Consider the following 13,141-nt stretch of genomic DNA (forward strand, 5'->3'; position numbering starts at 1 on the left):
AAAGGACGTTCTAACACTTTAAGAATTGGCGCATGATCTTTTTCCGGGAACCGATTCCGGTTCCCGGATCATGCGCTGCACCGGCATCGCCACAGCCGCCGGTCGCTTGCGGCCGGGCTGTGGCGGTGGCAGATTGCGACCGAAACCATCGAGGTAGAATATGGTCTCCAAACGCCTCAGCCGCGAAGCCGGCCATCGCCGCAAGTTCCTAGCGATCATCGACGATACGCCCGAATGCGAGCGGGCCGTGGCCTACGCCTCGAAACGCGCAGAGAGCACCAACGGCGTGCTAGTGCTGCTCTACGTGATCGAGCCGGACGATTTCCAGCATTGGCTGGGCGTCGAGAAGATCATGCGCGAGGAGGCCACCACCACCGCGCGGGCGGCGCTTGACGCGTACGCCAACAAGGTGCGCCAGAAGCTCGGCATCGAGCCGGAACTGGTGGTGCGCGAAGGCAAGCCGACGGACGAGATCCACAAACTGATCGAGGAAGACCAGGACATCGCCATCCTCGTGCTGGCCGCCGGCGCCGGCAAGGAAGGGCCGGGGCCGCTGGTCGGCGCGGTCGCCGGCAAGGGCGCCGCCTTCCCCATCCCGGTGACGGTGGTGCCGCAGAACCTGTCGGACGAGGAGATCGACAGCCTCGCCTGAAGGTGTATTGATATTCAGGTGATGCCGGCCTGTGAATGGTGGCTTCCTGCGCTTCCGGTGCTCACGTACCTTAAGTACGCTCCGCTCCGGTTCTCGGAAACCGCCATTCTCGACTCGGCCTGACCTGAATCTCAACACACCTTGAGCATGTCGGGAGCCAGCAAAAACATTCCGCCAGCCAGCCATTCCGGCGATGCCTTTCGCTTGAATGTCCCGCCGATAAGGCCTATTTAGAATTATTCCAAACTATCTGCCCATATGGGCACGGAGACGGCCATGTTCATCCAGACCGAATCGACGCCAAATCCGGCGACATTGAAGTTCCTGCCCGGCAAGGAAGTGCTTGTCGAGGGCACGGCCGATTTCCGCGATGCCGACAGCGCCGCTGCAGCCTCGCCGCTGGCCGGCCGGCTGTTCGAGATCCCGGGCGTCACCGGCGTCTTCTTCGGCTATGATTTCGTCACCGTGACCAAGGACGGCCCCGACTGGCAGCATCTGAAGCCGGCGATCCTCGGCGCCATCATGGAACACTTCATGTCCGGCGCGCCTGTCATGGCCAAGGCCGGCCCCGCCGCCGAGACCAGCCAGACCGGCGAATTCTACGACAAGGCCGACGAGGAACTGGTCATCACCATCAAGGAACTGCTCGACACGCGGGTGCGCCCGGCCGTCGCCCAGGACGGTGGCGACATCACCTTCCGCGGCTTCGAGAACGGCACCGTGTTCCTGCACATGAAGGGCGCCTGCGCCGGCTGCCCGTCGTCGACGGCGACGCTGAAGCACGGCATCCAGAACCTGCTCAGGCATTTTGTGCCCGAGGTGCAGCAGGTCGAGCAGGTCTCCTAAAGCGCGTCGCATCTGCGACGCGCTTTAAGTTGTCGTGTCGTTATCCCAAACCGCCGCGCACCCTCGGGTCAGGCCCAGGCAGGCTTCTGGGCGACATGCATTAGAGACCCGGCTTCAAATCAATCACCTTCGAGAGAAAACAAAAAACCGGGCCAAAGTGCCCGGTTTTCTGTCTGCGACGTCTATTGTTGCCTAGACGGTCCGCGCATGATTCTTACAAAACGATGACCTTGGCGCCGACCGAGGTGCGGTCGTAAAGGTCGATGATGTCCTGGTTCATCAGGCGGATGCAGCCTGACGACATCGCCTTGCCGATCGAGTTCCACTCCGGGCTGCCATGCAGGCGGTAGCCCGAATCGCCGCCCTTGTTGAACAGATACAGCGCACGCGCGCCGAGTGGGTTCGTCAATCCCGGCTCCATGCCGCCGGCAAATTTGGCGAGTTCCGGCTGACGCTTGATCATCGCCGAAGGCGGCGTCCAGGTCGGCCATTCGCGTTTCACCGCGATCCGGGCGGTGCCGCGCCATTCAAAACCCTCGCGGCCGACGCCGATGCCGTAACGCATCGCCTCGCCACCGCCCATGACGTAGTACAGAAACTTGTTCTGCGTATCGACGACGATGGTGCCCGGCTTTTCATCGGTGTCGTAGTTCACCACCTGCCGACGGTATTTGTGCGGCACCTTTTCGATTGGAATGCGGGGCAATTGATAGCCCGCATCGGTCACCGCGCCATAGTTGTTGGTGAATATCCGCGAGCCGATGGTGCTGCAACCAGCGATAGCGGCCGACAACGCAAACGCGACGACGATTGCAAATGGCTTCATGCGCATAAAAAGGTTCGATGCCCCGCCCAAATAGTGCGGCACGTTACGGCCGCTTTGTCGCCATCATTCATGCTGGCATTTGCTTTGCTTGCCAAGCGCGCGATGCCTATATGCAGTGGCTTACGTGCGGTAAGTCCGTAACTGTGGCTTTTCGGCAACAGCCGTCACAGGATTGTGAAGCAAATTCAATGGGGCGGTCCGCCATACCGCCAGACGTCGAGGATCCACCATGAATGTCGGAGAAGCCGCTCACCGTTCCGGTCTGCCGGCCAAGACCATCCGCTACTACGAGGAGATCGGCCTGATCCGACCGCAGCGCGCCGGCAACGGCTACCGCGACTATTGCGGCGACGATATCCACCGGCTGGCTTTTTTGCGCCGCGCGCGCAATCTCGGCTTTTCCATCGATGATTGCCGCCAGCTGATGGCGCTCTATGAGGATCGCGGCCGCGCCAGCCATGACGTGCGCGAGATCGCCGCCGCGCATGTGACGGCAATCGAAGAGAAGGTGCGCGAGCTGCAGTCGATGCGCTCGACCTTGCAGAAGCTGATCCACGCCTGCCACGGCGACGAAAGGCCGGACTGCCCGATCCTCGACGATATTGCGGGGGATGCGGAGGCTGGTGACAAGGTTGCTTCGGCACAGGTGTGACAGGCTGCGCGGCGGCGTTCGATGCCGTCTTTGACGTTTCGCGAGGAGGGGCACAATGATTTCAACGACCGTCGAATTGCGCACTGTCGAAGGCACCCAGGCGGCCATGGGTTGGGCCGGCGGCCACACGATCGTCGTCGACCGGCCCGAGGGAAAGGCCGGAGGGCTGGGGCTCGGCTTCAATGGCGCCCAGTTGCTGGCGCTGGCGATCGGCGGATGCTTCTGCAACGACCTTCGCTATGTCGCCGAGGAGATGGGCGTGAAGGTCGGAAACATCGCTGTCACCGTCACCGTGAACCTCGAAGGCACGCCCTTGCTGGCGACGTCGGCAACCATGGCGGTTTCCTGCGAGACACTGGACGGCTCCGATCCCCGAAGGATCGTCGACAAAGCCGAGGCGATCACCGCGGTCAGCAATTCGCTGCGCCAGGGCGTGCCGGTTGCGATCGAGATGGCGCGGCGCGGCGCTTCGGGAGCATGATTGCCCGACAACCGCTGCAGGGCTAGCGGCTAGCCGTCAACACAGCAAAGCGGCAAAGAGCGGCTCCTACGATCCCGGCGGGCGATACCGGATCGACTTCGCCTTTCCGAGCGCTTCCATCGTCTCCTCGACGCTTAGGAGAACGGTGGTCTCGTGCGAGCTGAGCGCTCCTCCCGCGCCAATGGCAAGCATGACAGATGCCATCGAAACGTTGTCTGGAGCCTCCCACAGATTCCAGCCATCGTGCTCTCCGAAGGCGTACCAGAACCCGTGCAGCTTTCCGCCCACCGACTCGATGTAGGTGCGGGCCGCCTCGCGTCTATCCTCGGGCTTTTCGATCAGGCGCGCCCAGGTCTCGGGCGTATAGCTGAATCGCGTGAGATACATCGGCATGGTTCGTCTCCTCCCAGAGCTACCCCTACGAACACAATTAAGCGCCCCAATCGGGGAGAAGGCGAGTCATTTCCGAGGCGTAGCACCCCTTAGTTGCGGTATCGCTAATGGACGTGCTTCAATGCCTTTCCTGAGTGAGCAGGGTCAATGGCAGCCTATCTTATTGCTGATGTAGACATAACCGACGCCGCCGTTTTCGAGGCATACCGCCGGGATGTACCAGCAACCGAAGCGCGCTACGGGGGAAGGTACATCGCCCGTGGCGGAGCCACCAAAGTGCTGGAAGGCGATTGGGAACCGCATCGCCTGGTCATCGTCGAGTTCCCGGATATGGCCTCCCTCATGGCATGGTACGACTCTCCGGAATACCGCCGGCTCAAAGCCATCCGCGAACGCTGCGCAAAGACGAGGATCATCGCCCTGGAGGGCATGATGCCCACTGGTTAAGGCAGGGTTTGTCAACCGGATAATCGCCCGCCAAAAGGCGATTATCTGGTTGACAAACCCAAAACGTTATAATCGATTATAGGCGTGACAGGCCGGCCTCGAAATCCATTTGATACAAGCGCTGTAGAGAAAGGCTCCGCTCATCGGTCCAGCTACAGGAGTTGGAGCAAGCGGGTCCGTTTTCCAACGTGATTATTCTTGACACGATTGCACCCCAACCAACGCCCCGTTAATAGACGTAGGGTTGAGTGGAGGGGTTTATGGACGAAGAAAACGAAAAATTTGTGCGCCTCCTTGAGGAGGACAATACATGGTTGGAATTCGAAGCCGACTGGCGCGCGCAATGTGAAAAGCTGGAAGAGGATTTTGACAGCTACGCAGAAGCTACTTTTTCTGTAATCCGTGATCTAATTCACACCGAGAAAAAGAATGCTGGTGTGTTTGCATTGCAGGTGAATGGCATCTATGTGGTGACCTGCCACGGGTAATTTCCTCCAGTTGGGATTAGAGTCCGGCCTCGTTTAAAGGACGGACTGATGAAGCGAAAGCGATTTACGGAAGAGCAGATCATCGCGGTTTTGCGCGAGCAGGAAGCCGGTGCGAAGGTGGCGGATGTCTGCCGCAAGCACGGCATTTCCGATGCGACTTTTTACAATTGGAAAGCCAAATATGGCGGCATGGACGTCTCCGATGCCAAACGGCTGAAGGCGCTGGAGGAGGAGAACGCCAAGCTGAAGAAGCTGCTGGCCGAGCAGATGCTGGATGCGGCGGCACTGCGCGAGCTTTTGTCAAAAAAATGGTAGGGCCCGCTGCAAAACGCGACGCCGTCGCGCATCTGAGGTCCGCCATGGGCCTGTCGGAGCGGCGGGCCTGCACGATCATCGGTACCGATCGCAAGATGATCCGCTACCGTTCCTGCCGGCCGCCGGAGACGGAGTTGCGCGGCAGGTTGCGCGACCTCGCCAATGAGCGCCGGCGCTTCGGCTATCGGCGGCTGTTCATCCTGCTCAGGCGCGAGGGAGAACCGTCGGGGATCAACCGCATCTACCGGCTCTATCGCGAGGAAGGCTTGACGGTGCGCAAGCGTCGATCACGACGACGTGCCGTCGGAACGCGGGCTCCGATCCTGGTCGAGGCAAGGCCGAACGCCCGCTGGTCGCTGGATTTCGTCCACGACCAGTTCGCCTGCGGCCGGCGTTTCCGCGTGCTCAACATCGTCGACGACGTGACACGCGAATGCCTGGCGGCGATCCCGGACACCTCGATCTCCGGCCGGCGTGTCGCGCGCGAACTGACCGAATTGGTCGCCCGCCGCGGCAAGCCGGGCATGATCGTCTCCGACCATGGCACCGAGTTCACCTCGAACGCCATCCTCGCCTGGTCGAAGGATCACAAGGTGGAATGGCATTACATCGCGCCGGGTAAGCCGATGCAGAACGGCTTCTGCGAGAGCTTCAACGGCCGGATGCGCGACGAACTCTTGAACGAAACCCTGTTCTTCGGCCTCGACCATGCCCGGACGACGATCGCCGAATGGGCGGATGATTACAACCGATCGCGCCCACATTCGGCGCTCGGCTACATCACGCCCGCGGCTTATGCCGCCAATCTCACCGCAACGGGCGATCGGCTGCGCAACCCCGACCAGCTCCGCCGATCGCCCGTTGCTCAACCCGCACCATACGGCGTACAACCTGCCGAGGCTCTAATTGCCGCTGGATGAAAATTCGGTGGCAGGTCAGCACCAATCTGGCGGTTGTTGAGGCGATTTGCGACATCCTTGACAACAGGCGGCCGCGTTCCGCCGGCCGACGCTATCGCGATCTCATCACCTTCGTTGCCGACCGCCCGGGCCATGACCGGCGCTACGCAATCGACGCTTCGAAGATCGAGCGTGATCTCGGCTGGACGCCGCGCGAGACCTTCGACAGCGGCCTCGCCAGGACGGTCGACTGGTATTTTCAGAATGAGTGGTGGTGGAGGCCGATTCGCCGCGAGCGCTACGCCGGCGAGCGGCTGGGCGAAGCGCGGAAGGGCGTCGCGTGAAGCTTGTCGTCACCAGGTGCGAGAACCGATAGCAACAGATATAAGCGATTGCCGGGGGCCTTCCTGAGCAGGGCAGTATTTTCCTCGCGTTCACAATGCCATCAGCCCGTTGAGCAGGAATTTCCGGGTTCTGGTTCTTGCGTGGAAAATTCATTCCCGAACCACTCCGGGGCAGGCCTGTCTTGCATTGTTATAAACAATGGCGATCTGCTAGAACGCCTGCACGAAAATAAGATTGTCCAGACGTGAAGCTTAAACCGGGCGGCCGAAAAATTGCGCCTGATGCATCGATCCAAGATCTGGATGGCACGAGAGAACGCTCACAGTCCATGAACATCGCGCTTACGCACCTTCAGCGGCTCGAGGCTGAATCCATCCATATCTTTCGCGAGGTAGCAGCTACCTTCGCCAAGCCGGTCATGCTTTATTCCGTCGGCAAGGATTCCTCCGTGCTGATGCACCTTGCGATGAAGGCGTTTTATCCCGCCAAGCCGCCCTTTCCCTTTCTCCACGTCGATACGACCTGGAAATTTCGCGAGATGATCGCCTTTCGCGATCAGATGGCTCAAAAGCTCGGCTTTGATCTCCTGGTCCATGTCAACGGGGATGGTGTGCGTGACAACATCAATCCCTTCGATCATGGCTCGAACACTCACACGCATGTGATGAAGACCGTGGCGCTGCGGCAGGCGCTCGACAAGTACGGCTTCGATGCAGCCTTCGGCGGGGCACGGCGTGACGAGGAGAAGTCGCGGGCCAAGGAGCGGATCTTCTCCTTCCGCGACGCCCAGCACACCTGGGACCCGAAGAACCAGCGGCCGGAGATGTGGAAGATATTCAACACCCGCATCGCGACCGGTGAATCGATCCGCGTCTTTCCATTGTCGAACTGGACTGAGCTCGATATCTGGCAGTACATTCTCCAGGAAGACATCCCGATCGTGCCGCTCTATTTCGCCAAGGAACGACCGGTCGTCGAACGCGACGGTATGCTCATTCTGAGGGATGACGACCGCATGGAACTGCGTCCCGGCGAGACGGTGGAGAACCGGCTGGTGCGCTTCCGCACCCTTGGCTGCTACCCGCTGACCGGCGCGATCGAATCCGACGCCGATACGCTGGAGGCCATTGTCGGCGAAATGCTCACGGCGCGCACCTCTGAACGGCAGGGCCGCCTGATCGACCGTGATGAAGCCGGTTCGATGGAAAAGAAGAAGCGCGAGGGGTATTTCTGAGCATGCGCCACATCATGGCCGAGAGCCTCGCCCCCACCGATGGCATTCGTGATTATCTGGCGGTGCAGGAACAGAAGTCGCTGCTGCGCTTCCTGACTTGCGGCTCCGTGGACGACGGCAAGTCGACGCTGATCGGACGCCTGCTTTCGGATACCAAGCAGATTTTCGAGGATCAGCTTGCCGCGCTCGAGCGAGATTCACGCAAGCACGGGACGACGGGCGACGACGTCGATTTCGCGCTGCTGGTCGATGGTCTCGAGGCCGAGCGCGAGCAAGGCATCACCATCGATGTCGCCTATCGCTTTTTCGCCACGCCGAAACGCAAATTCATCGTCGCCGACACGCCTGGTCACGAACAATACACGCGCAACATGGCAACCGGCGCGTCGACAGCCGATCTGGCCATCGTGCTGATCGACGCCCGGCAGGGCGTGCTGCGCCAGACAAGGCGCCACTCGATCATTGCCTCGCTGCTGGGCATCCGGCACATCGTCCTGGCCGTCAACAAGATCGATCTCGTCGGCTTCGACAAGGACGTGTTCGAACGGATCATCGAGGACTATCGGCAATTCTCGCACAAGCTCGGCTTCGAGACGATCGTGCCCATCCCGATGTCTGCCCGTTATGGCGACAACGTCACCAGTCGCTCGGACAAGACAGAATGGTATTCAGGCCCGACGCTGATCGAACATCTGGAAACCGTGTCGGTCGATGAAGCCGTTGTCGAACTGCCATTCCGTTTTCCGGTGCAGTATGTGAACCGCCCCAATCTCGACTTTCGTGGTTTTACCGGCACGATTGCGTCCGGTTCGATCGCACCAGGCGACGAGGTTGTTGTCGCCAAATCCGGCAAGTCCTCCCATGTCCGGCGCATCGTCTCGCATGGCGGGGACCTGAGCCAAGCGGTCGCCGGCCAGGCCATTACCCTCGTTCTCGACGACGAGGTCGAGGTCTCGCGCGGCAATATGCTGGTGTCGCCGTCGGCGCGGCCCCAGGTCGCCGACCAGTTCGCCGCCAACATCGTCTGGTTCAACGAGCATGCGCTGCTGCCGGGCCGCTCCTACATCCTGCGAACCGAGACCGATCAGACCAGTGCCACCGTCACCGACTTGAAATACCGCGTCAACGTCAACGACTTTGCCCATGAGGCGGCCAAGTCGCTCGAGATGAACGAGGTCGGCATCTGCAACATCTCGACACGGGCGCCGATCGCCTTCGATATTTTCGCCGAGAACCGCACGACCGGCGCCTTCATCCTGATCGACCGCATCACCAACGCCACGGTCGGCGCTGGCATGATCCTGCATTCGCTGCGCCGCGCCGAAAACATCCACTGGCAATCGCTTGATGTCGGCAAGCATGGCCGCGCCGATATGAAGAACCAGCGGCCCGCCGTGTTCTGGTTCACCGGGCTCTCGGGCTCCGGCAAATCGACCATCGCCAACCTGTTCGAGAAGAAGCTGTTCGCCACCGGCCGCCATACCTACATCCTGGATGGTGATAACGTCCGCCACGGCCTTAATCGCGATCTTGGTTTCACCGACGCCGACCGCGTAGAAAACATTCGCCGCGTGGCCGAAGTGGCGCGCCTGATGGCCGATGCCGGGCTGATCGTCATCGTTTCCTTCATTTCGCCGTTCAGCGCCGAGCGGCGCATGGCCAGGGAATTGATGGCCGACGGTGAATTTATCGAGGTGTTTGTCGACACACCCTTCGAAGAATGCGCCAGACGCGATCCGAAGGGCCTCTATGCGCGGGCGTTGAACGGCGAAATCAAGAATTTCACCGGCGTGGATTCACCATATGAAACCCCGGAAATGCCCGAAATCCATCTCAAGACACTCGGCAAATCTGCCGAAGAGATGGTAGAGGCCCTGGAACTCTGGCTGAATGAGCGCGACATTGCCGAAAACCAATACGATAGCGGCGGCGGCATCTGACGACGACTTGATACTCGGTGTGTTCGAGCACCTTGCCCTGGCCGCGGGGCGAGAGGTGATGCGCGCTTTCGAAGCCGGCTGCGCGGTCGATCAGAAGTCAGACAGTTCGCCGGTGACCGAGGCCGATCGCGAGAGCGAAGAGATCATCCTTGCCGGGTTGCGTGCCGCCTTTCCCGAGATTCCTTGCGTGGCTGAGGAAGAGGCGTCGGCTGGCATCGTTCCGCCTGACCTCGACGACGCCTTCTTCCTGGTGGATCCGCTCGACGGTACCAAGGAATTCGTCAACCGAAGGACCGACTTCACCGTCAACATTGCGCTCATTCGCCGTGGCGCGCCGGAGATCGGTGTTGTCTTCGCGCCATGCACCGGCCGCTTCTTTTCCGGCCGGCCGGGCAGGGCGGAAGCAATTGAAGTCAATGACGACTACCAGATCATCGGTCGTCGGCCGATTTCGGCCAGGGCCGGTGTGGCGCCACTGACCATCGTTGCCAGCCGGTCGCACAATACGCCCGAGACGGAAGCCTATATCAGCACGGTGGGCGCTGCCGAGATCGTCTCGGTCGGCTCGTCGCTGAAATTCTGTCTTGTCGCCAGCGCCGAGGCCGACGTGTATCCGCGCTTCGGCCGCACCATGGAATGGGACACCGCAGCAGGTGACGCGGTGCTGCGCGCTGCCGGCGGCATGACGCGCACGCTAGACGGCCAACCGCTGGCCTACGGCAAGCGCAACCAGAGCGATGACGAGGACTTCGCCAATCCGCATTTCATCGCCAGCGGCAAGTCCGCCAAATCCGCTTAGATATGCAGCAAGGGGACAAGACTGGGTTTGCCACCGATCCGCCCTACGCGATGCTGCACCTACGCTCCGTCTGCCATCATTTGCCGGACGAGCCATGTTGCTCAAACGGCGGCGGAGCGGGTGAAGGGTGAAGGCGATCGTGCGCGCCCGTGCTGAGGCGATTCCGTGGGCAGCATCAGTATCGAGATCTACGGGGTTCCGCGCGGGGGGTCGAAGAGGTTAGCCTCCGTCCGGTAGGCGGACAATTGCAATTTCGCGCGCTGCCGCCAAGCGAGCCATCCCGCAGTATCCGAGGACGAGTTGGCTTATTTGCGCGTCAGAAAAGGGCGACAGCAGGCCATGGTGCTGTCTCTAATTGCTACGGACGCCGGAGATATTCGCGCTTTGGAAGGCGGAACCAGCTCTGGAGAGGTCAACAACAGCGAAGTGACCTGCTGGTGCGCGACGGTCAGGCTACCGTCGCAGAATACAAAGTTTTCATTGGATTCCGCCGGGGATTCTTCACCTGAGTAGCAATTTTTGGTAAGAACTCGCACGTAGAGTGCCTATATTGAACCTACTTCGTGAGTTAATATGATCGGCGAAAGGTACTCTTGGCAATTATCAGTGGTCAATGCAATGGAAACGACTCTATTCAAAAAGTCCGTCAGGTGGCGCTGTCGCTTCAGATCTGATGGAAATGCGAGCAACAATTGCGCCCTCTGATTTGCGACATTGTCCAGTCGGCGGTTGCAGCTGGTTGGAGCCGAGAAGATGTTCTGATGACATTGATTGAGATCTCCTGGGGGATGCATGAGGAACGGCACGCAGGAGTCTTACGCACTTGCGCGAAGGTCAGGAGCTCTTCAAGCGTCGGACGCGGCGCGGGCCGCGGCGTCATGATGCGCCAACCATCCCGCTCAAAAATACGGTGATGTTCGCCAGTAGCAAAGAGCGTGTGGGGCAACGGCACGGCGAGCTAATACGCATCGATTAGGGCGCTGTAGCCGGCCAGTGTCGCCTTCTCAGGAAGGCGGGTCTCCTGAAAAACGTAATAGCGTCTGAAAATTGATGCTGATCTGGGGCTTTCATGAAATTTGTGTTTGGAAGCCGAAATTTGAAGTGCCTAGCCCCATAAAAACCAATCCCGAGCGCTATTCGAGCGTATCCTCGAAATTGCTGACGGAAGCGCGCACGCCGTCGATCTCGACAAAGGCGAGTTGTTCCACCTTTCGGAAGCCCCCGCAATCACAAGACCGGTTTGTCAGTATTGAAGATTTCGACGCTTTCGGCATGGACGGTCTTGTTCTCCCCTGAATTCCGCGCCGCTTTCGCGTCCTTGCCCCGCGTCCACCATCCGAAATTAAGTGTTTCCGGCGCGACGAAATACCTACCCTCAGTCGCCGGTTAGGCTGTGGCCCAAGAACAGGTTCTTCTTTGGCTACGTTTCAGTGAGCGGCAGTAAGCCGCCAGCCTCAACCCATCTTGCTCTCCTGATGGACGTTGCCATCACGTGTTGGCGTTGTTATATTTACGTCTACACAAAGGAGAATTCGCTATGCCGCTCAACATTCGCAGTGAAGAGGTAAACACGCTTGCCGAAAAGCTGGCGACGCGCACTCGCTTGAACAAGACGGCTGCCGTGAAGCTGGCCCTGGAGAACGAGTTGCGGCGTGCCGAGGAGGCGATCCCTCTTTGGGAGCGGCTGAAGCCTTTGCGCGAGAAGATCGCGGCCTATCCGGACACCGGCCTTGCGGCCGACAGAGCGTTTTTCGATGACCTCAGCGGTGACTACTAATGTTCGTCGATGCGTCGGCAATCATCGCCATTATGACGGAAGAGCCTGAGGCCGAGGACCTCGCGGCGGCGCTCGATGCTGCGCGCTCGCCGCAGCCGATCACATCGGTCGTGGCTGCATGGGAAGCGACTGTTGGGCTGTTTCGCAAAAAGCGCATTCCCATAATAGAAGCTGAAGCGCGAGTGCAGGAGTTCCTGGAAACGGCTGGGGTCCAGGTTCTGGCGATTTCGAGCCGTGAGTTGACCGCCGCGCTGCAAGCCTTCGATCGCTATGGACGGCACCGCTATCCGGACGCTGAACGGAATAGTGCGCTCAATCTCGCCGACTGCTTCCACTATGCCACGGCGAAATCCTACAAGGCGCCGATCCTGACCATAGATGCGGGATTTGCGCTTACCGATGTCGCGACTGTGGGTGCAAAGACCTGAGATCTCGAAAGGGAAGGACGGCTTTCGCCATGTGCGGGGAAAACGCGGCGTCGCAACAGGATTTAACGAAACGAACTCGTTGAAGTAGCACTCGAACACCTCACGAATTTGGCTGATACACAGATCGGGCTGGCGGCCTGTGGCCCTAGATGCGCCATTGGGGCCCGGGCCAGCACGACCAAGTCACAGTGGTCCATGACGGAAGCAGGCGATGGTGCGATGCTCATCAACGCCTCACGCCGCTGGATTATCGGTTTGCGAAAAGTCGTTACCCTTGTAGAGCAACGGCTCTCCGGTCAGCGCGGCGAGTGCATAGGAGAAGCCATCGCCGAAATTGAGGCGGGCGGGATGGCGCCCCTTGCCGTAACGGCGCCATGCGCGACGGGCTTGATCGGCATGCTCGGGTTCGACTGCGACGAGCTCGACACCGCCTTGTGCAGCCATAGATCGAGCTCGCTGCCGCCCGGCTCTCCGAGGCGGGTCTCAATCACCATAGCGGCCTCAAGCACAGTTGCGGCCGCGATGAGGCGGACGGGATCGTCAGCGATGCGCTGCTCAATGGAAGGCGCCTCAGGTTCGTTGAGTGCGATCGCGACAATTGCCGAAGTGTGGATGACCT

At 60.1% G+C, this 13,141-nt stretch carries 15 protein-coding genes and 2 pseudogenes; 14 read left to right on the top strand and 3 right to left on the bottom strand.

Annotation, left to right across the window (positions count from 1 at the left end):
* Window positions 1-160 precede the first annotated feature (160 nt).
* Both E5X88_RS16670 and E5X88_RS16675 read left to right on the top strand, forming a co-directional pair.
* Window positions 161-652 (top strand): universal stress protein, encoded by a 492-nt coding sequence (locus tag E5X88_RS16670; protein ID WP_292163140.1) that lies wholly within the window; start codon window positions 161-163, stop codon window positions 650-652.
* 276 nt (window positions 653-928) lie between these two features.
* Window positions 929-1,498 carry a NifU family protein gene (locus E5X88_RS16675; RefSeq protein ID WP_145721860.1) on the top strand — a complete coding sequence of 190 codons (570 nt, stop codon included), beginning with the start codon at window positions 929-931 and terminating at the stop codon, window positions 1,496-1,498.
* 214 nt (window positions 1,499-1,712) lie between these two features.
* On the opposite strand, the gene E5X88_RS16680 is transcribed toward E5X88_RS16675, so the two are convergent.
* Complete coding sequence (locus E5X88_RS16680; RefSeq protein ID WP_292163144.1) at window positions 1,713-2,330, bottom strand: L,D-transpeptidase; 618 nt, start codon at window positions 2,328-2,330, stop codon at window positions 1,713-1,715.
* A 223-nt stretch (window positions 2,331-2,553) separates the two neighbouring features.
* Here E5X88_RS16680 and cueR point away from each other — a divergent pair, with 223 nt between their 5' ends.
* Window positions 2,554-2,976 (top strand): Cu(I)-responsive transcriptional regulator, encoded by a 423-nt coding sequence (gene cueR, locus E5X88_RS16685; protein WP_292163147.1) that lies wholly within the window; start codon window positions 2,554-2,556, stop codon window positions 2,974-2,976.
* Between the two features lie 55 nt (window positions 2,977-3,031).
* The gene (locus tag E5X88_RS16690) at window positions 3,032-3,457 is read left to right on the top strand and encodes an OsmC family protein (RefSeq protein ID WP_292163150.1); all 426 of its coding nucleotides are present in this window, start codon (window positions 3,032-3,034) and stop codon (window positions 3,455-3,457) included.
* 66 nt (window positions 3,458-3,523) lie between these two features.
* Here E5X88_RS16690 and E5X88_RS16695 read toward each other — a convergent pair whose 3' ends face one another.
* The gene (locus E5X88_RS16695) at window positions 3,524-3,850 is read right to left on the bottom strand and encodes a GYD domain-containing protein (protein WP_292163153.1); all 327 of its coding nucleotides are present in this window, start codon (window positions 3,848-3,850) and stop codon (window positions 3,524-3,526) included.
* 147 nt (window positions 3,851-3,997) lie between these two features.
* Here E5X88_RS16695 and E5X88_RS16700 point away from each other — a divergent pair, with 147 nt between their 5' ends.
* From E5X88_RS16700 to E5X88_RS16745, 10 genes and pseudogenes are all read left to right on the top strand, one after another.
* A complete protein-coding gene (locus E5X88_RS16700) occupies window positions 3,998-4,297 on the top strand; it encodes a DUF1330 domain-containing protein (protein WP_292163156.1) in 300 nt (99 codons plus the stop codon).
* 260 nt (window positions 4,298-4,557) lie between these two features.
* Window positions 4,558-4,785 (top strand): hypothetical protein, encoded by a 228-nt coding sequence (locus E5X88_RS16705; RefSeq protein ID WP_292163159.1) that lies wholly within the window; start codon window positions 4,558-4,560, stop codon window positions 4,783-4,785.
* Between the two features lie 48 nt (window positions 4,786-4,833).
* Window positions 4,834-6,020, top strand: a protein-coding gene (locus tag E5X88_RS16710) for an IS3 family transposase (protein WP_292163161.1) whose coding sequence is annotated in 2 segments (ribosomal slippage) — window positions 4,834-5,086 and window positions 5,086-6,020 — 1,188 coding nt in all. Because the reading frame shifts where the segments join, the coding sequence is not laid out codon by codon here.
* Between the two features lie 20 nt (window positions 6,021-6,040).
* Window positions 6,041-6,343, top strand: a pseudogene (locus E5X88_RS16715) (GDP-mannose 4,6-dehydratase); the annotation flags it as partial.
* A 329-nt stretch (window positions 6,344-6,672) separates the two neighbouring features.
* Window positions 6,673-7,578: a sulfate adenylyltransferase subunit CysD gene (gene cysD, locus E5X88_RS16720; RefSeq protein WP_292163164.1), complete on the top strand. Its 906-nt coding sequence runs from the start codon at window positions 6,673-6,675 to the stop codon at window positions 7,576-7,578.
* Window positions 7,579-7,580: 2 nt separating this feature from the next.
* Window positions 7,581-9,518: a sulfate adenylyltransferase subunit CysN gene (cysN, locus tag E5X88_RS16725; RefSeq protein WP_292163167.1), complete on the top strand. Its 1,938-nt coding sequence runs from the start codon at window positions 7,581-7,583 to the stop codon at window positions 9,516-9,518.
* Window positions 9,469-10,317 carry a 3'(2'),5'-bisphosphate nucleotidase CysQ gene (cysQ, locus tag E5X88_RS16730; RefSeq protein ID WP_292163170.1) on the top strand — a complete coding sequence of 283 codons (849 nt, stop codon included), beginning with the start codon at window positions 9,469-9,471 and terminating at the stop codon, window positions 10,315-10,317. The genes cysN and cysQ overlap by 50 nt, the downstream gene beginning before the upstream one ends.
* A gap of 1,050 nt (window positions 10,318-11,367) precedes the next feature.
* Window positions 11,368-11,613: a hypothetical protein gene (locus tag E5X88_RS16735; RefSeq protein ID WP_292163172.1), complete on the top strand. Its 246-nt coding sequence runs from the start codon at window positions 11,368-11,370 to the stop codon at window positions 11,611-11,613.
* Window positions 11,614-11,854: 241 nt separating this feature from the next.
* Window positions 11,855-12,094, top strand: coding sequence for a type II toxin-antitoxin system VapB family antitoxin (locus E5X88_RS16740; RefSeq protein ID WP_292163174.1), 240 nt, complete (start codon window positions 11,855-11,857; stop codon window positions 12,092-12,094).
* The gene (locus tag E5X88_RS16745; protein WP_292163177.1) at window positions 12,094-12,522 is read left to right on the top strand and encodes a type II toxin-antitoxin system VapC family toxin; all 429 of its coding nucleotides are present in this window, start codon (window positions 12,094-12,096) and stop codon (window positions 12,520-12,522) included. The genes E5X88_RS16740 and E5X88_RS16745 overlap by 1 nt, the downstream gene beginning before the upstream one ends.
* A 234-nt stretch (window positions 12,523-12,756) precedes the next feature.
* Here E5X88_RS16745 and E5X88_RS16750 read toward each other — a convergent pair.
* Window positions 12,757-13,136, bottom strand: a pseudogene (locus E5X88_RS16750) (type II toxin-antitoxin system VapC family toxin).
* Window positions 13,137-13,141 lie beyond the last annotated feature (5 nt).

Source organism: Mesorhizobium sp. (assembly GCF_004962245.1).
In the GTDB taxonomy this organism is placed as follows: domain Bacteria; phylum Pseudomonadota; class Alphaproteobacteria; order Rhizobiales; family Rhizobiaceae; genus Mesorhizobium.